The organism is Nonlabens sp. YIK11, assembly GCF_001413925.1.
GTDB lineage: Bacteria > Bacteroidota > Bacteroidia > Flavobacteriales > Flavobacteriaceae > Nonlabens.
This window is the reverse complement of sequence record NZ_LBMJ01000001.1, coordinates 243,247-262,406: the sequence shown is the minus strand read 5'-3', so window position 1 is coordinate 262,406 and position 19,160 is coordinate 243,247. Positions and strand designations below refer to the sequence as shown.

Annotated in this window: 17 protein-coding genes; 11 read left to right on the top strand and 6 right to left on the bottom strand. The window is 41.0% G+C overall.

All coding sequences use genetic code 11. The features are described 5' to 3' along the window. Positions 1-23: 23 nt before the first annotated feature. Both rpsI and rplM read right to left on the bottom strand, forming a co-directional pair. Positions 24-410: a 30S ribosomal protein S9 gene (gene rpsI / locus AAU57_RS01095; protein WP_055411163.1), complete on the bottom strand. Its 387-nt coding sequence runs from the start codon at positions 408-410 to the stop codon at positions 24-26. 4 nt (positions 411-414) lie between these two features. Next, complete coding sequence (gene rplM, locus AAU57_RS01090; RefSeq protein ID WP_055411162.1) at positions 415-870, bottom strand: 50S ribosomal protein L13; 456 nt, start codon at positions 868-870, stop codon at positions 415-417. A 191-nt stretch (positions 871-1,061) separates the two neighbouring features. Between rplM and AAU57_RS01085 the strand changes: the two genes are divergently transcribed. From AAU57_RS01085 to AAU57_RS01075, 3 genes are read left to right on the top strand one after another with little or no spacing between them, the layout of a single operon-like run. Further along, positions 1,062-1,883: a hypothetical protein gene (locus AAU57_RS01085; protein ID WP_055411161.1), complete on the top strand. Its 822-nt coding sequence runs from the start codon at positions 1,062-1,064 to the stop codon at positions 1,881-1,883. Positions 1,884-1,885: 2 nt separating this feature from the next. Beyond that, a complete protein-coding gene (locus AAU57_RS01080; RefSeq protein ID WP_055411160.1) occupies positions 1,886-2,503 on the top strand; it encodes a deoxynucleoside kinase in 618 nt (205 codons plus the stop codon). 46 nt (positions 2,504-2,549) lie between these two features. Then, positions 2,550-3,155 (top strand): outer membrane beta-barrel protein, encoded by a 606-nt coding sequence (locus AAU57_RS01075; protein ID WP_082438506.1) that lies wholly within the window; start codon positions 2,550-2,552, stop codon positions 3,153-3,155. Positions 3,156-3,219: 64 nt separating this feature from the next. On the opposite strand, the gene AAU57_RS01070 is transcribed toward AAU57_RS01075, so the two are convergent. From AAU57_RS01070 to AAU57_RS01055, 4 genes are all read right to left on the bottom strand, one after another. After that, positions 3,220-4,248, bottom strand: a complete 1,029-nt coding sequence (locus AAU57_RS01070; protein WP_055411158.1) for an App1 family protein — start codon at positions 4,246-4,248, stop codon at positions 3,220-3,222. 116 nt (positions 4,249-4,364) lie between these two features. Further along, the gene (locus AAU57_RS01065; RefSeq protein WP_082438505.1) at positions 4,365-6,737 is read right to left on the bottom strand and encodes a sodium-translocating pyrophosphatase; all 2,373 of its coding nucleotides are present in this window, start codon (positions 6,735-6,737) and stop codon (positions 4,365-4,367) included. 273 nt (positions 6,738-7,010) lie between these two features. Next, the gene (locus AAU57_RS01060) at positions 7,011-9,521 is read right to left on the bottom strand and encodes a DUF5686 and carboxypeptidase-like regulatory domain-containing protein (protein WP_082438504.1); all 2,511 of its coding nucleotides are present in this window, start codon (positions 9,519-9,521) and stop codon (positions 7,011-7,013) included. Between the two features lie 374 nt (positions 9,522-9,895). Further along, complete coding sequence (locus AAU57_RS01055) at positions 9,896-10,876, bottom strand: pyruvate dehydrogenase complex E1 component subunit beta (RefSeq protein WP_055411156.1); 981 nt, start codon at positions 10,874-10,876, stop codon at positions 9,896-9,898. Positions 10,877-11,031: 155 nt separating this feature from the next. On the opposite strand from AAU57_RS01055, the gene AAU57_RS01050 reads away from it, so the two are divergent. From AAU57_RS01050 to AAU57_RS01015, 8 genes are all read left to right on the top strand, one after another. Next, positions 11,032-11,778, top strand: a complete 747-nt coding sequence (locus tag AAU57_RS01050) for an electron transfer flavoprotein subunit beta/FixA family protein (protein ID WP_055411155.1) — start codon at positions 11,032-11,034, stop codon at positions 11,776-11,778. 134 nt (positions 11,779-11,912) lie between these two features. Further along, positions 11,913-12,881: an electron transfer flavoprotein subunit alpha/FixB family protein gene (locus tag AAU57_RS01045; protein WP_055411154.1), complete on the top strand. Its 969-nt coding sequence runs from the start codon at positions 11,913-11,915 to the stop codon at positions 12,879-12,881. A gap of 91 nt (positions 12,882-12,972) precedes the next feature. Next, complete coding sequence (locus AAU57_RS01040; RefSeq protein ID WP_055411153.1) at positions 12,973-13,584, top strand: bifunctional nuclease family protein; 612 nt, start codon at positions 12,973-12,975, stop codon at positions 13,582-13,584. Between the two features lie 13 nt (positions 13,585-13,597). Then, entirely contained in the window at positions 13,598-15,355 is a 1,758-nt protein-coding gene (locus AAU57_RS01035; protein ID WP_197275424.1) for a nucleoside transporter C-terminal domain-containing protein, read from the top strand. A 116-nt stretch (positions 15,356-15,471) separates the two neighbouring features. Then, positions 15,472-15,855, top strand: a complete 384-nt coding sequence (locus AAU57_RS01030) for a hypothetical protein (protein ID WP_055411152.1) — start codon at positions 15,472-15,474, stop codon at positions 15,853-15,855. Positions 15,856-15,982: 127 nt separating this feature from the next. Then, complete coding sequence (locus AAU57_RS01025) at positions 15,983-16,807, top strand: thymidylate synthase (RefSeq protein WP_055411151.1); 825 nt, start codon at positions 15,983-15,985, stop codon at positions 16,805-16,807. Positions 16,808-16,967: 160 nt separating this feature from the next. Beyond that, the gene (egtB, locus tag AAU57_RS01020) at positions 16,968-18,134 is read left to right on the top strand and encodes an ergothioneine biosynthesis protein EgtB (protein ID WP_055411150.1); all 1,167 of its coding nucleotides are present in this window, start codon (positions 16,968-16,970) and stop codon (positions 18,132-18,134) included. Next, on the top strand, positions 18,131-19,093 hold the full coding sequence (locus tag AAU57_RS01015) for an L-histidine N(alpha)-methyltransferase (RefSeq protein ID WP_055411149.1): 963 nt from the start codon (positions 18,131-18,133) through the stop codon (positions 19,091-19,093). The genes egtB and AAU57_RS01015 overlap by 4 nt, the downstream gene beginning before the upstream one ends. Positions 19,094-19,160: the final 67 nt, after the last annotated feature.

The following is a 19,160-nucleotide window of genomic DNA, read 5'->3' as shown; positions in this document are numbered from 1 at the left end:
GGGACGATAAAGATTGTGTTGTATTAACGCTTGGAGAATTGGAATTTCTTTCTCGCTTTCTTTTGACCAAATTTCTTACGCTCTACCATTCTTGGGTCACGAGTCATAAGACCTTCAGCTTTCAATAATGTTTTCTTGTCTGCATCGATTTCTACAAGGGCTCTTGAGATCGCTAGACGTACAGCCTCTGCCTGTCCAGTGATTCCACCGCCGAAAACGTTTACACGAACATCATAACCATCTACATCGTCAGTCAACATAAACGGCTGCTTCACTTTGTATTGAAGCATTCCAGTTGTGAAATATTGATCTAATGGCTTGTTGTTGATCGTTACAGCGCCTTTACCTTCTGTAAGGTAGACTCTTGCTACGGCAGTTTTTCTTCTACCTATTTTGTGTACTGTCTCCATAGGTTTACTTTACCTCGTTAAGATTGATTGTTCTAGGTTGTTGTGCACCTTGCTCATGCTCGGCACCAGCATATACTTTAAGGTTGCGATAGATAGCAGCGCCTAACTTGTTTTTAGGCAACATACCTTTTACGGCATTTTCTACTACTCTCGCGGGATCCTTATCATAAAGCTCCTTTGCGGTAAGGCTACGTTGTCCACCTGGGTAACCCGTGTGGCGTATGTAACTCTTATCGTTCCATTTGTTGCCGCCTAATTGCACTCCAGCAGCATTTATAATGATCACGTTATCACCACAGTCAACGTGCGGTGTATAGTTGGTCTTATATTTACCTCTCAAGAACTTTGCGGCGATGGAAGCCATGCGTCCCAATGGTTGATCAGCAGCATCTATCAGTACCCATTCCTTGTTTACTGTAGCGCTGTTAGCTGATACGGTTTTGTAACTTAAAGTATTCACTGTGAAATAGTTTTAATTTCTTACGCGATTTTACTAACTAAAATCGGGCTGCAAATGTACTATTAAAAATTTGATTGACAAGCCCTAGCAAATAATTTTACACAACTTATTTACAGGCACTGTGACTCTCGCGACTTTTGGAAGTCGTATTTTTAAGGCATCGCTTTACCGGCGGCAAAGATACCTATTATATGAAGTTGGTTTTCACATTGTTGGGAAGTTTATTTTTTTTCGCTTTCGCGAAAGCGCAATCCACACCATCTACCAGTACTACAGCATATTCCCTGCAGGCAGATGCGTTCTATGGTGTCGATGATTTTGAAAACCTGTACTACGGCAAAGACAACGTGTTCTATAAATCACCCATCGATGGCCGTGCCAGTGTCCCGAAACAACAGTTTTATGATGTGCAGTTGGGCGACCTGACCAGTGTGGATTTGATCAATCCGCTTAAGATTTTGCTTTTTTATAAGGACACTCAAACCATCGTATTGCTGGATAATCGGCTCAATGAAACCCAGCGTGTGGAACTCAATCAATTGCAACCTTATCGGTACTTTGAATTTGCCGGTCTCGCTGGTGAGCGTCGTTTGTGGCTTTACAACCTGGACCAGCAGCGATTGGAATTGTACGACTATATCAATGACAAACTAGTGGTGAGTTCGCCAGTCATACAAAATCAAGTCACGCAAATGTTGACCGATTATAACTACTGTCATTTAATAAGTGATACAGGAGTCGCCAGCTATAACAATTATGCTAGTAAGACCAGCGAACTGAAACTTGACAACATCCATCTCGCTGATTATGATTTTGAACAACTCATTATACAACAGGATGATGCCTTCAAGAGCTTTAAATTCACCTCAGGTTATGAGTTCGCTCCTATGGAAAACGACCAGAACATTGAACCACAAGAGCCGCCAAAATCACTTTACCTAAAGAACGGAAAACTCTATCTTTACAGCCGCGCTCGCCTGAGCGTTTTTACGACTAACCAGAAGAAGAACTAAACATGCACATCGCCGTCGCAGGAAACATAGGAGCAGGAAAGACTACACTTACAAAATTACTTGCCAAACACTATAAATGGACACCGCAATTTGAGGACGTTCTTGAAAACCCATATTTGGAAGATTTTTATCAGGATATGGAGCGCTGGTCCTTTAACCTGCAGGTGTATTTCTTGAACAGCCGTTTTAGCCAGGTGTTGGAAATACGTGAGAGTGGAAAGAAGATCATCCAGGATCGTACGATTTATGAAGATGCCAGCATTTTTGCACCCAACCTTCATGCTATGGGATTGTTGTCCCAGCGTGACTTTGACAACTATAGTAGGCTGTTCAATCTCATGGAAAAATTAGTAGCAGCTCCAGACTTGTTGATCTATTTGCGCAGTTCTATCCCAAATCTTGTGAACCAGATTCACAAACGTGGCCGCGATTATGAGAATTCTATCTCTATTGATTATTTAAGCCGCTTGAACGAGCGCTATGAAGCATGGATTCACGGTTATGACAAGGGTAATCTATTGATCATTGATGTGGATAACATCGATTTTGTCAATAATCCTGAGGATCTAGGTGATATCATTAACAGGATCGATGCAGAGATGACTGGGTTGTTTGCTTAGGGATATTCTCTTGCCATTTTCTTAAAAATTATTCAAACAGAATTACATGAGAAAATTCATATGTTTTATAATATTAGCTTTGTGTATTTCTATAGCTAGAGCTCAAAGAAATTTTGGGGTTTTTGCAGGAGCAAATCTTATTAATTTGACTGAGCCAGAAAACTATCCTTTTCAGGGATCGTCAAACGGAGTTGGTCTACACATAGGATTAAGCTATGATCTGGAAATATCCAAAAACATCAACTTTAGTCCTAGAATTGTTTATTCTCAACAAGGAACTACAAAGTCTAAAGCTGAGGAAGCTGGCTCCAATGATGGTTCTGCATCATCGGTGGATTTTAAATATAAATTGGATTATTTGAATATTCCTTTACAGTTTAAATTCTTTAATCAGCCTTATATCCTAGCTGGTCCTTACGCTGGGTATGTATTGAATGAAGAAAGGTTCAATCGAGATTTTGGTGATTTAAAAAGTAAAGTCGACTATGGTTTTAATTTAGGTGTAGGCTATAATATTGAGGGCTTTTTTACCGAGTTAAATTTTCAGCAGGGATTTGCTACTTTGATTGAAGTAGACGAAACTCCAAGATCGAATGGTTTCAAATTGAGAAATACGATTATACAGCTGTCGTTTGGTTATAAGTTTAGATAGTATAAGTTATCATAAATAGGGTTCTCCCGCATTTTTAGAAGGTTGACCTGTTTTATATTTCACTTCAAACAATCCATCCCATTCCACGCGCATGTTTAATCGCCTCGCTGGATTCTTTTACCAATAAAACTGGGCAAACCTCAAATGCATCTGCCATTTCTTTGATCGCGGCCATTTTTTTGGAGTGGTTTACCGCTCTTATGTAGATCGCTTTAACACGTTCAGGATATTCTGTCGCGGCGTTGGTGTAGTAGGTGGTATCGTGCTCACCGGCATCGCCTATGAGTATAAACTGCTGGTCTGGATAATGTTTTAAAATATTAATCAGCTCGTGTTCCTTGTGTGGCCGCTCTTTTTTTGGTGTGCGATCCCATGGTGTTGGAAAATCACGCAAGAGAATAGGTCCTTTTGGGAATCCGTGAAAATCCACGAATTTTTCTAGATAACGGTATAAATTCCATGGGCTATTGCTCAAATAAAACATGGGATTTTGATCCTTGCCAGATGGCCCGCGATGCAACAGTTGGTAAAAACTTGCGGCATCTTTAAACGGCGATCGCTGGTCAAAATTCTTAAAAAAGGTATTGAACGCCACGCGCAATTTCAAGAAGCTGGTCACACCAGTCTTCATGATGGTGTCGTCTATATCGCTTATCACGCCATAAGCCGTCGTGCTGGGCGGCACGAGTGTCTCACCGGTGAATTTATTGATAGATATTCTTTGTTGGGATTTCGCTTTCGCGAAAGCGGAATTTTTCTCGTCAAAGGAAATAACGATAGGCACATAGCCTTCCTCATCTGAGATGTCTTGCAAGTCGGTTTTGGTCTGTATATCAAAAAGGAAATACCCTTCACTATCAGTAGTGGTTTCAAAAAAGTTTCCATTTGGCAACGTAAGTCTGACGGGAATCCTTCTTATTTCGTCCGTTTTAAAGGCGCGCCAGGTGTTGCGCAGGGTTTGATAGAAGGTCTGCTGCTCATAAAGTTTCAACGGCTGGTCCTCAAGCGCCCGACCACGAACGTACAGGTGAAATTCACCACTATACGTACGGAAAACGTCGATGATCCATGGATCGCGCTGGAATAATGCCATAAACTGATTTGAAATTGAAATATACAATCTATGTAAATGAGTTCGTGGTAGATTCTCTTAAAAACAAAAGCCGTTCTGAAAACAGAACGGCTTTAAATCTTATAAAATGAATTCGTCTAACGTTCTGCCAAAGGATTAAGAGCGCGCTCTGCCGCATTTGCTGGCTTGAAGTAATACATTCCAGCATCGCAGGCGACTAACAATTCTTCGTTTTGGGCAGTTTCCAGTTCGTCTTGAGTTTCTAGCTGGATCTCCGTTGGAACAACCGCAGTCTCTACCTCATCGCTGTGATTTCCTAAAATAGGAGCAATCACCAGTCCTATCAAACAAGTCAGCTTGATCAAGATATTCATGGATGGACCTGAAGTGTCTTTAAATGGATCACCTACCGTATCACCAGTCACTGCCGCTTTGTGCGCGTCAGATCCTTTATAGGTCATCTCGCCATTGATCATCACACCAGCTTCAAAAGACTTTTTAGCATTGTCCCAGGCGCCACCGGCGTTGTTCTGGAAGATGGCCCAAAGCACACCACTCACGGTAACACCAGCCATGTAGCCACCTAGCATTTCTGCAATCGCTAGCGGATTCATACCAAAAATCATAGGCACAAAAGCAATCACCAATGGGAACCCTATGGTCAATAGACCTGGTAACATCATTTCTTTCAAAGATGCCTTGGTTGAAATATCCACACATTTATCATACTGTGGTTTTCCAGTTCCTTCCATAATACCAGGAATCTCACGGAACTGTCTTCTCACTTCTTCTACCATTTCCATGGCTGCTTTTCCTACCGCATTCATCGCCAATGCACTGAAAACTACAGGCACCATACCACCTACAAACAACATCGCAAGAACAGGCGCTTTAAAAATGTTGATCCCGTCAATTCCCGTAAAAGTTACATAAGCTGCAAAAAGCGCTAAGGATGTTAAGGCTGCTGAAGCAATGGCAAATCCTTTACCCGTTGCCGCAGTCGTGTTTCCAACAGAATCCAAAATATCCGTACGCTCACGCACGATAGGTTCCTGCTCGCTCATCTCTGCAATACCACCAGCATTGTCAGAAATAGGGCCGAAAGCATCAATGGCCAGTTGCATCGCTGTGGTTGCCATCATGGCGCTGGCCGCTAGAGCCACACCATAGAATCCTGCAAAAGCATAGGATGCCCAAATAGCACCAGCAAATAAAATTACTGATGGAAAAGTAGAAATCATTCCCGTGGCAAGACCAGCGATAATATTAGTTCCTGCACCAGTTGAGGATTGTTGTACTATTTTAAGGATAGGTTTTTTACCTAGACCTGTGTAATATTCGGTTACTGATGAGATTACGGCTCCTACGACAAGACCTACGAGCGTTGCGTAAAACACATTAAGCCATGAAATCGTCATTGCGCCTTCTCCATAAAAATTCATGGTCATGGTTTCTGGAAGTAGGTAGTAACACAGTCCAAAACAAGAGAGAGCAACCAGAATAATCGACGTCCAGTTCCCTACATTAAGAGCGCCCATCACTTGAGCTTCCTTAGCATCGTTACTGGAAATCTTCACCAGCATGGTACCGATCACTGAAATAACAATTCCAAAACCTGCAATCGCCATAGGTAACAAAATAGGTCCTATCCCGCCAAAACCTTCATTGACAATATCGCCGCCCATATCACGTATCACATAATTACCCAACACCATCGCCGCAAGAACCGTCGCCACATAAGAACCGAATAAGTCTGCGCCCATACCGGCCACATCACCTACGTTGTCACCTACGTTATCTGCAATGGTGGCAGGGTTGCGAGGATCATCTTCTGGGATTCCAGCTTCTACCTTACCTACAAGGTCAGCGCCTACGTCGGCTGCTTTAGTGTAGATACCACCGCCAACTCTGGCAAAAAGTGCAATACTTTCTGCACCTAGTGAGAAACCGGCAAGAGTTTCAAGAACGATAGTCATTAACTCGCCAGGTGTTTTCATGACTCCGCCAAATTCTGCTGGAGCCCATTCACCATTCATGAATACGTGAAAAAAGATGATAAAGAATGCCGTTAATCCTAGAACCGCAAGAACTGCGACACCTAATCCCATCACTGTACCACCGCCAAAAGAGATTTTCAATGCCTTAGGCAAACTGGTTTTAGCTGCTTGTGTGGTTCTAACATTGGTTTTGGTAGCAATTTTCATCCCTATGTTTCCTGCATAGGCAGAAAACAAGGCTCCAAAAATAAAGGCCACAAAAATCATCCAGTGTGTGGTAGGCACTACAAAGGATACTACCGCCAGTAGTATGGCTACAACGACAACAAATATGGATAGCAGTTTATATTCTGCTTTTAAGAATGCCAGCGCGCCCTCATAAATATGATCAGAAATCTCTTTCATCTTGCCGTCGCCGGCATCTTGTTTCATGACCCAGGACTTCTTGGTCAGCATAAATACAAATCCTAATGCGGCCAGAGCGAGTGGCGCATAAATAACTAATTCTTCCATGTGTTAATTGATTGTTTTTTAATTGTCGCTAATGTAATAAAATTCTGTTAACGATAATATGAACTGTCAATATCTAAGAAAACGATGCTTCCAACCATAAAAAAATAGGATTGTGATAATTCAGGAGTAAAAAGAAGAGGTTTTGGCTACCACAAGATAAACCAGCAAGATTTTGATGAACCTAACATGTTTAAATAGAAAAAGCTGTGGATTTTAATGCAGTTCGCTTTCGCGAAAGCGAACTCAAAAAAAACATGTGTACAAAACAGGAACCTAGAAACTAAACCCGAAGCTGCCTGTAATGGCAAAGGTGCGTGCATCTGGAAGCTCGCGATAGTTGCCTCTAAAACTTGCGTCAATCCTTAAGATGCGGAAGATGTTACCTATCCCAAAACTATACTCGTAGTAGATATCTTCTGGTGCTCGATAATCGATACTGCTGCGGTTGATGGCGATATTATCATCGCTTATGGTACCATAAACGGCTTTGAATCCTACCAACTCGCGCAGGTCGAGTTGCTGCAACCCAGGAATACGAGAGAAAATGCGTCCATTGAAGTTGTGGTCCAGGTGTAGGGTCACGTACTCATCAGTTACAAATTCGTAAAAATTCATGGTGTTAAATGCTCCAGAGATATTGAAGAGCGTCTGGTTACCTGGAACTACATTCAGTAATGCTAATGGAACGGTTCCAAAAGTTTTTCCAGCCTCGACACGCGCTCGCAATCTACCAAAACCACCTATCTGTAAAGGATGTTCATAATAGAATTGCATTTTGTCATAATTGAAGTAACTATTGAGAACACCTTCCAGACCTCTAGTGTAATTGGCATATAGAATAGGGTACTGAAACGAGTTGATAATGGTTCTATCCACGCCATAGTTGGAGGTCTTGCGGCCTGGTGTGTAAGTCATGGAAAGTCCAATATCACTTTGATTGACCTGTCCATTGATCATACCGTTATCATCCAGATAATCGAGACTAAAGAAATCTGGGTTTGCGGTTTTGATGGTTCTATAGCTTCCACCTAAACGAAACTCCAAGTTATACAATGGCTCAAAACTCAAGCTTACCGTAGATAGGTTGATAGAAGACAACCTGCCGTTATTTCCTGTACTGATCAATGCACTAGATGCGAGACTACGACCTAGTACGTCATTGGTATTGGTTAAGCTTGCGGCAAGCTGTTCAATGTCTCTACGGTTTCCTGCTTGTACGGTAAGGCGACTGCGTTTATCCAGTAGGTATTTTCCAGAAATTCCATACTTGACCTGGTCATCTCTAAAACCATAGGCAAGATATCCTTCTAATCGCCATGGATCATTTGCCGTAAAATAGGTGCGTCCACCACCGCGTAATCGTAAACCCTCCACATCATTAAATCCAAAAATTGAAAAGACTGGACCTATGTCAAAATTGTCCACTTCATAGTAACCAGAAGCGAGTATAGTACCAATGTTGTAAAGTCGATTGAACTTTTTGTTTTGGCGCAAGGTGTCCAGCATGGTGTAGATTTGCTTTTCATCCTTGTTCAGTTTTTCCAAACGGTTTTCATCCCAGTATGCTTCACTGCGGTTATAGGTTTCTGGGTCGTAATCATTGACGCGACGACGGTAGAAATCTTCTTTTTTAGCGATATCAAATTGATATTTATCGAATAGTGTCGTGCGTTTTCCGTACACACCTTTGGCTTCTTCCTTTTTTCTAAAAGAAAAATCGCTTTGAAAATAATCGCGTGTGATCAAAAACAAACTGTCGCCAAGAACATCATATTCCTGTTCGATATAAATATCTTTTACCCAGTTGACGTTGGCACTTTTAGTGGCCTGCAGATTAATCTCTTTTATGGCAAAAGTGGAGTCGGCTACCCAGAAATCTCCTTTAAAGGTAAGCTCGCCCTTGCGACGTGGATAATATACGATATTAAAGGCACGCACACCATCTACATCTGCCGTATCACGCAGTACATAATTATAGGTATCAATTCCAGCCCGACCTATGGGACTCACAAAACTTTTATCAAAAAATTTAAGGTGTCGATCATAGATATCAATATCTGTATAAAGATCTTTTACCAGCGCAATTAAAGTCTGGTTATTGGAAAATCCAGAGTTCTTATTGGCCTTTACATTCTCCTTTTCTTTATTCAGTAAATTGTCTCCATATACTGTAGAAAGGGATTCATTGATGAAAATGGGTAGATAGGTTTTACCACTTACAGCACTAGTGTCTGCATAATCAAAGACAAACTCCATTCCTTTAAAAAGATTGGAATTGATCATGGCGCTGTCGATGGTGTTCAAGTCAAACTCCAGCTTTTCATATTTCTCATACTGGTACTGTTTGAATTGGCTTAACCCATTCTTACGCCTATTTTCCCAGATCTTTCGCAGGATGTCCAGTGCTGGATTGTTTTTCTTTGAAGTCTTGCCAGAGTAAACGACGACTGCATTAAGTTGCGCTTCATCACTTTCCAGTGTGATATTAAAATCTAGTTTAACACTACTCTCCAGATCTATAGTTTTGGTTTTGTAGCCTACAAAGGAAATCTCGATCTGGTTATAGGACTCGTCTGACTGCAGATAGAATCGACCGTCATCATTGGTGATCGTACCTTCATAAGTCCCAGGAAAGACCACATTTGCAAAGGGAACCGTTACACCATCTGTGTCATAGACAACACCACCAACTTTAGTCTGTGCCATCAATGTATATGAGGTAAGTAAAACGGTAAAAATCGCCAGAAACGATTTCAAATTAATTAGATAATAGTTATCTGTCATTGCGTGGATTACAAGAGCCGAAGATATGACGACTCCATCAATCTAAGTGTTATGAAAACAAAAAATCGAGCCGGCTTCCCTACAAGCAGACCCGATTATTAATAAGGATTAAACCCTTATTAATTTTCAAAACATACGTAAAATGGGAACTACTGGTTTTTAATCGTATTGAAACTGAAATTATCTGTTCCAAAAAATGGAAATAGGTTAATCGGGAAGCGAATGAGTTAAGGAAGAAATCTGCGTTTTTTCAATTTTCCTTTGCTACCTGACTGGCAGGCCTTCGCGAAAGCGAACTCATCTACCAGCAATTTTACAACACAAAAAATCCCAACTCGCAGGAGCTGGGATTTAAATTATGGGAAGAAAGTTTTTTATTTTCTGTACATTACTTTTTTTACACCTTCTACGACATCGTCACTGTTAGGCAACCATTCTGCTAGTAATACTGGAGAATAAGGCGCTGGAGTATCTGCTGTGTTGATTTTATAGATAGGAGCATCCAGATAGTCAAAAGCTTCTGCCTGTACCATGTGGGAAATTTCAGTTGAAACATTACCAAACGGCCACGCTTCTTCAAGAATTACAAGTCTGTTGGTTTTCTTGACAGATTTTAAGATGGCTTCCTTATCATAAGGACGTACGGTTCTCAAGTCGATGATCTCGCAAGAGATGCCTTCTTTTTCCAATTCTTCAGCAGCGGTGTAGGCTTCTTTGATGATCTTACCAAAGGATACAATCGTCACGTCGGTTCCTTCACGCTTGATTTCTGCCACACCTATAGGTAGGATGTACTCATCTTCAGGAACTTCACCTTTATCACCGTACATCTGCTCAGACTCCATAAAGATTACAGGATCGTCGTCGCGTATAGCGGCTTTAAGCAATCCTTTAGCATCGTATGGGTTTGAAGGTACGATCACCTTAAGTCCAGGTGTATTTGCAAACCAGCTTTCAAAAGCCTGTGAGTGTGTTGCAGCTAGCTGTCCAGCACTACCTGTAGGTCCTCTAAAGACGATAGGACACTTTAGTTGTCCACCAGACATCTGGCGTATTTTTGCTGCGTTGTTGATGATTTGATCGATTCCAACTAGCGAGAAGTTAAACGTCATATATTCAACAATAGGACGGTTACCTGTCATGGTTGATCCAATTGCAACACCAGCAAATCCTAGCTCAGAAATAGGAGTGTCGATAACGCGCTTAGCGCCAAATTCATCGAGCATTCCTTTTGAAGCTTTGTAAGCACCATTATATTCCGCAACTTCCTCACCCATAAGGTAGACGGACTCATCACGTCTCATTTCTTCACTCATCGCTTCGCAAATCGCCTCGCGGAATTGTATTGTCTTCATAAAAATATTGATCTTGTACTACGAACAAAAATAGGCCTTAAAGAACTATCTGCTTAAAAAGTCTAACAAAATTTTATTATGCACGCATAGTTTATTGTGTGATTTTTAATTAATTTCGTGGACATTGAATTATTGATAATAAAACACCTCATAAAATGAAGATATTAGTTTGCATCAGCCATGTGCCAGATACAACCTCAAAAATCAATTTCACAGATGACAACACTCAGTTTGATACTAATGGTGTGCAGTTTGTGATCAATCCTAATGACGAGTTTGGTCTAACTAGAGCCATGTGGTTCAAGGAAAAGCAAAACGCGAGTGTGGATGTGGTTACTGTAGGTGGTGCGGAAGTGGAACCTACCTTGAGAAAAGCCCTAGCCATAGGTGCAGATCAAGCGATACGAGTGGACACGCCAGCCGTGGACGGTTATGCTGTGGCAAAAGAACTCGCAGACGTTGTAAAAAACGGTGGTTATGATCTTGTAATTGCTGGTCGTGAGTCTATTGACTATAATGGAGGAATGGTACCAGGAATGGTAGCTGCCATGACTGGATCCAGTTTTGTAAACACTTGTATTTCCTTGGAAATTGATGGTGATACCGCAACTGCAACCCGTGAGATTGATGGAGGTAAAGAAACGGTAAAAGCAAGTTTGCCGCTCGTGATAGGTGGTCAAAAAGGTCTGGTTGAGGAGAGCGACCTTAGAATCCCTAATATGCGTGGTATCATGATGGCTCGTAAAAAGCCATTGGATGTCAAGGCGTCCGTTGGTGCGAGTACAGAGACTAGTACGGTTTCTTTTGAAAAGCCAGCACCTAAAGGAGAAGTTACGTTAGTGGACGCAGACAATCTTGATAAGCTGATTGATCTGTTGCACAACGAGGCAAAAGCGATCTAGAGATTTTCTTTTTTCGCTTTCGCGAAAGCGAACTAAAAAGAAGTTTATGCCGCACCTGATGTGGTACGAAAGCGAATTAATTATAAACCACAGTGGAACCATCAAATGTTAGATTCCACATCAAAATTTAAGATATGTCAGTTTTAGTATATACAGAATCAGAAAACGGAGCCTTTAAAAAAACGGCTTATGAAGTGGCAAGTTATGCCAAAGGAATTGCAGACATGCTGGGAACAGACGTTGCGGCAATTTCCTTTAATGCAACAGACGCCGGCGAGCTGGGAACTTATGGTGTGAGCAAATTGCACAATGTCAAAGAGTCCAAGCTTGATAAATTCAACGCAGGCGCTTATGCAGACGCGATTTCTCAAGCTGCCAAGGCAGAAGATGCAAAAGTGATCGTGATCAGTTCCAGTGCAGATTCCAAGTATTTGGGATCTCTATTGAGTGTTCATTTAGACGCTGGATACGTTTCAAACGTAGTGGCTTTGCCTTCAAGTGCAGATCCATTTACCGTAAAGAGATCTGTTTTTACCAATAAAGCCTTTAGTAACACACAAATCTCTACCGATCGTAAACTAGTAGGATTGTCCAAAAACGCATATGGCCTAAAAGAAAACCCAACCGATTGCACCGTAGCAGACTTTGCACCATCCTTGAACGGCGATGACTTTAAAGTAGAAGTGCAGTCTGTTGACAAGGCTACCGACAAGGTAACTATTGCAGATGCAGAGATCGTAGTGAGTGCCGGTCGTGGTATGAAAGGACCAGAAAACTGGGGAATGATTGAAGAACTTGCAGATGTTCTGGGAGCAGCCACCGCTTGTTCCAAACCAGTAAGTGATATGGGATGGAGACCACATGGAGAACACGTGGGACAAACTGGTAAGCCTGTAGCTTCCAACTTATATATTGCGATAGGGATTTCTGGAGCGATCCAGCATCTAGCAGGAATCAACTCTTCTAAAGTAAAAGTGGTTATCAATACAGATCCAGAAGCGCCGTTCTTTAAGGCAGCAGATTATGGAGTCGTTGGTGATGCTTTTGAAGTAGTACCTGCACTTATTGAGAAATTGAAGGCATTTAAGGCCGCTAATGCCTAATACCTAAAGAAATATTAAATTTAAGGCTGTGCAATATGAGAAAATGCTCATTTTTGCACAGCCTTTTTCTATTTAAGTCCATTTATAAATAATGAGTCTAAAACGACTTAACATACGCGGAATCTCCTATAGCCAGACACAAAATGGTGCGTATGCGTTGATCCTAAAAGAATCTGGTGGTAATCGACAGTTGCCTATAGTCATTGGTGCTTTTGAAGCGCAGAGTATTGCTATAGCACTAGAAAAGGAAATAAGTCCACCACGTCCTTTGACCCACGATCTTTTTAAAAGTTTTGCAGAGCGTTATGGTATCGTGGTCAAGCAGGTTATCATCCATAAATTGGTCGATGGTGTGTTCTACAGCAGTTTGATTTGTGAAAAGGACAAGATTGAAGAAATTATCGATGCGAGAACAAGTGATGCCATCGCCCTGGCAGTGCGCTTCAAGGCGCCTGTGTTTACCTATGAGAATATTCTGGACGAGGCTGGAATCCAACAGCAAATTTCAGCTGACAAGGATTTAGTGGATGAAGATGAAGATAGTGATGAGCTTATAGAAGAATTGATCAATACACCTATAAGTGAGCAAAACGATTACAGCAGTTTGTCGATGGACGAACTCAATAAAATGCTACAGGAAGCAGTGAGTAATGAAAATTATGAGTTGGCTGCCAGCATTAGAGATGAGATCTCAAAAAGATAACCTATCATTCTATATGAAGATTTTAAAACCTGCGCTGACCGGCTTTTTTCTGTTTGTTTCTTTATTATGCTCTACTCTCGTCACTGCGCAGACAGACCAGATTTCAATTGAGGGAACCTGGAAGATCAACACTACAGATCAAAATTATAAGCCTGCCACCTTTAAGGGTACTGCGATAGATTCGGTAGCATTCGGGAAAAATAATTTCACCTATTATCTGGCATCAGATTCCCTGCAACAGGCAGCTGGTAATTATTTTTATGACGAGAACGAGTTGACTCTATATTTTGTAGAGCCTAACGATAATGCAAAACGTTACAAGGTTGAAAACTTAACCAATGATCTACTGGTCTATTCCAGCGATACAGAATCTTTTGACTTTTCCAGAAATACGGAACCACTTGAGGTTGCTGCAGATGATACCGTTGAGCAGGATTTTGCTGTGGATCCATCCAAAGGGTTTGGTTTTACGTTCACGAGTTTGTACCGCGGCCTTATTGGTATCGTTTTTATCATCGGACTTTGCTTTTTATTAAGTGCGAACAAAAAGAAAATCGACTGGAAACTGGTCGCTACTGGATTGGGCTTACAAGTGGTTTTTGCAGTATTGGTATTGAAGGTTCCAGCAGTAGCATTCGTTTTTGACTGGATTTCCAATAAAGTAGTAGATTTTTTAAATGTTTCAGAAGCTGGAGCAGACTTTGTATTTGGAGATTTGATCGATGTCAATTCTAGCCTAGGCTACATATTTGCTTTCAAGGTCCTACCTACCATTGTATTCTTTTCGGCATTTACATCGCTACTTTATTATTTAGGCATCCTTCAAAAAATCGTTTACGGTTTTGCATGGGTTATGAGTAAAACCATGCGATTAAGTGGTTCTGAATCCTTAGCTGCTGCTGCTAATATTTTTATAGGTCAAACAGAAGCGCCGTTAGTGGTAAAACCTTACTTGGATAAAATGACCAAGTCAGAAATGCTTTGTCTTATGGTTGGTGGTATGGCAACCATCGCTGGTGGCGTTCTTGCAGCATTCATCGCCTTTCTGGGTGGCGATAGCGATGCTGAAAAAATTATTTTCACGAAGCATTTGTTGACGGCGTCCATCATGAGTGCGCCAGCAGCTATCATCATTGCAAAAATCTTATTCCCAGAAGAGAACAAAGACGACATCAACAGAGAATTAGATATTTCTAAGGAAAAAATAGGATCCAATGTTCTGGATGCGATCTCTCGAGGCACGACAGATGGATTGAAACTAGCGGTAAACGTTGGTGCCATGTTGCTTGTATTTACAGCGATCATGGCTGTTTTGAATTGGATGCTAGGCGATTTAATAGGTGATCCTACGGGCTTGAATGACAAGATTGTTCAATGGACTGATGGTAGATACCAGTCTTTTTCCATGCAATACATCATGGGTAATCTATTTGCTCCTGTAGCCTGGCTTATCGGTGTGCCGTTTGAAGACATTGTTGCGGTAGGGCAGCTGTTAGGAGAGAAAACAATTCTCAATGAATTCTTTGCCTATGCATCATTAAGTACCCTAAAAAATACAGGCGTTCTAGTAAATTATCGATCTATAGTGATTGCTACCTACGCTCTTTGTGGGTTTGCAAATTTTGCCTCGATAGGTATTCAAATAGGTGGAATAGGAGTTCTGGCACCATCGCAACGTGGCGTTTTGGCCAAGTTTGGAATAAAAGCTTTGATAGGCGGTACTTGCGCTGCGCTACTTACAGCAACCATTGCAGGGATGCTTTTTGGATAGTCAATACTTGACTGATATTTCTTTGCTTTTTAAGTTTATCTCAAATAATAGGTTTCTATTTAACCTTTATTTAGTATTCCGTTATACATTTACCCAATAATTAGTTAAGGAGAAATATGTCTCAAGTAGAAGTAAAAAAATTTGATTTCGGCCAGATGGAGTTTCATGACAACTATGTCATTAGCACTATCCTACCTAATACCATGGTCACCACTTCTATTGCCAAGACTATTTTGACATCCATCAAAGATCATTTTGGAAGTAAAAAAATGGTTTACATCTCGAACAGGGAATTTGGCCATGAGGTGGATCTTTCTGTTTACAAAATGGTAAACCCTAAGAAAATGGTCGCTATCGCAATGGTTTCTAGCCAGAGAGAAGAACTTGTTCGATCGGTTGGTAAGGAGCAAGAAGTGTATTCTGGTTCGTTTGGAGTCTTCAATTCTATAGATAGTGCCGTTTCCTGGGCAAAATCTTTTCTTGAAGAACAAGAAGACTAATTCTAATAACACGTTGAAAAATTAGCTGGATCAAATTCTTTATTCAATTTGGTTCATCATTCTATTTCTTATTTTTCAACTTTAGTTGAAGCGCTTTCTTTAGTGCTGAAACAGACAAGCATTTCTCATGAAGCAATATCACGACCTCTTACAATATATACTGGATAATGGTAACGACAAGGGTGACCGCACAGGCACTGGTACGCGCAGTGTTTTTGGCCAGCAATTGCGATTTGACCTTCAAGAAGGATTCCCTTTAGTGACTACAAAAAAAGTACACCTTAAAAGCATCATTTACGAGTTGCTATGGTTGCTCAAGGGAGATACAAATATCAAATATCTGCAGGACCATGGCGTACGTATCTGGAATGAATGGGCAGACGAGAATGGAGATTTAGGTCCTGTTTATGGACACCAGTGGCGCAACTGGAACAGTGAAGGTATTGACCAGATAAAAGACGTGATCCATACCATCAAGAACAACCCCAACAGCCGTCGCATGATGGTTACTGCATGGAATCCCAGCGTGATGCCAGATACCAGCAAGAGTTTTGCAGAAAACGTTGCCAATGGCAAGGCGGCATTACCGCCATGTCATGCCTTCTTTCAGTTTTATGTGGCAGATGGTAAATTGAGCTGCCAGCTCTACCAGCGCAGTGCAGATGTCTTTCTAGGCGTTCCCTTTAACATTGCTAGCTACGCCTTGCTTACCATGATGGTGGCTCAGGTTTGCGGGCTGGATTACGGTGATTTTGTACACACTTTTGGTGACGTGCACATCTATTCCAACCATCGCGAGCAGATTGACCTGCAACTCTCCAGAACACCACGAGATTTGCCTACCATGAAACTCAATCCAGAGATCAAAGACATATTTGATTTCAAATACGAAGATTTTACCTTGGAAAATTACGATCCCTATCCTGCGATCAAGGCTGCTGTGGCGGTTTAATTTGATTCAAAATATTTTGGTTGAAGTTTCGCTTTCGCGAAAGCGAAATCACAAAAAATATCATTGATATTTCAAAAATCGAGGGTTACAGCGGTCTGTTTAACTAGAAGTTAACTCTAACAGGAATCTGCTTACAATCAAAACCACTTAAATTTGAGTAGTGAACCAAGATCAACCACTTCTCGAACTTTTCAATCAAACCAGAGCCGACTCTGAAAACATCTGTAAACCGCTGGCTACAGAGGATTATGTGGTACAGCCCATTGTAGATGTATCACCACCTAAATGGCATTTGGGACACACGACTTGGTTTTTTGAGGAATTCCTACTTACTAAATATCTATCAGGCTACCGAAGATTTGACGAGCGATACGCCTATGTATTCAATAGTTACTATGAAAGCATGGGAAAACGTGTCGTGCGAACAGATCGCGGTAATCTATCGCGTCCCAGCGTTTCTGATGTCTATAGCTATCGAGCTCATGTCACCAATGCAATGATACAGTTGTTGTACAGCGAGCCAGCGGCAGAGGTTCTAGAGGTGATAGAAATAGGGATACATCACGAGAAGCAACATCAAGAATTGTTGCTTACAGATATCAAATACATTTTAGGCAACAACCCATTGCAGCCTATTTATGGCGCGCAAAAGGATGAGGTTTTTGTAGAGCACCAGCCGGCACAAATGATTCCCATAAATGATGGGATTTATCATATAGGGCATGACAAAGACACTTTTTGTTATGATAATGAATTGCCTAGTCATCGGGTTTTTGTAGAGCCATATGCTATTTCAAATAAGCTGGTGACGAATGGAGAATGGATGCAGTTTATTGAAGATGGCGGCTATACTAAGGTTTTGCTTTGGCATACAGAAGGTTGGGATTGGGTTCAAAAAAACGACATAAGCGCACCTATGTACTGGTTTAACGACAATGGTACATGGAGCAACTATTTACTTTCGGGATCCCTAGAAATAGACAAGAACGCAGCCGTCACTCATATTTCCTACTATGAAGCTTTTGCCTTTGCACAATGGAAAGGTATGAGACTACCTACTGAATTTGAATGGGAAATAGCTCAAGATAAATTCAAATGGGGTGAACGATGGGAATGGACAGAAAGTGCTTACCTACCTTATCCCAATTACCAGAAACCAGATGGTGCTCTAGGCGAGTACAACGGTAAATTCATGGTCAATCAAAAAGTATTAAGAGGTAGTTCCATTGCCACTGCGGCCAACCATGCACGTCCTACCTACCGCAATTTTTTCCATCCTTATTTAAGATGGCAATTTACAGGCTTAAGACTAGCCCAATCTTTATGACTAAAAAAGAGACCTTTCAAAAGGAATTTGAAGTCCATGTCAAAAAAGGACTGACTTCATCTCCTAAATACTTGAGTTCTAAATATATCTATGATGATAAAGGCGACCGTCTATTTCAACAAATCATGGAGTTACCAGAATACTATCTCACAGGAGCCGAGTATAATATTATAGATACCTATAAAACAGATTTACGTAAACTATTAACCATTGATGGTGGTTTTGATTTGATTGAGTTGGGTGCTGGTGATGGAAAAAAAACAAAAGTGTTGCTCAAGGAATTGTGTGATCATCAAACTGATTTTACATATAAACCCATCGATATAAGCCAAAATGCAATTGATCAGTTGGCACAGGATTTATTGCAAGTGTTTCCCAACCTCGATGTACAAGGTGAGCAAGGAACTTATTTTAAGGTGCTGGAAGAACTTGCCCAGTACAATAAAAGACCCAAAGCGATTTTTGTACTAGGATCTAACATAGGAAATCTTCAACATCCAGAAGCTATTGATTTTTTAAGTAAGCTAGAAGAAATCATGAGCGATAAAGATGTCTTGTTTATGGGGTTTGATCAAAAGAAAGATCCGTTAACTATTCAAAATGCTTATGCCGATTCCCAAGGGATCACGCAAGAGTTCAATAGAAATCTTTTGCACCGAATCAATAAAGAAATGCAGGCTAATTTTCCAGTAGATGTTTTTGAACATTGGGAAGCATACGATCCACAGACAGGAACGGCAAAGAGCTATCTACTCGCCACGGAACCTTGTACGGTTGACGTAAGGCATTTAAACCTACAAGTTGAGTTTAAGAAATGGGAAACCATTCATACCGAAATTTCTCAAAAATATGATGATGACATCGTGGAGTGGCTTGCGCAGAAGGCAGGTTTAGAAATCGTCCAGTTTTATGAGGATGATCGAGAGTTTTTTAAAGATTACCTTTTTAAGGTTAGGTAATAGAGCTTTATAATTTCGCGTTTCTTATTTAGAATTTCAAGGTTCTGTTGGCATTCGTTTAACACAA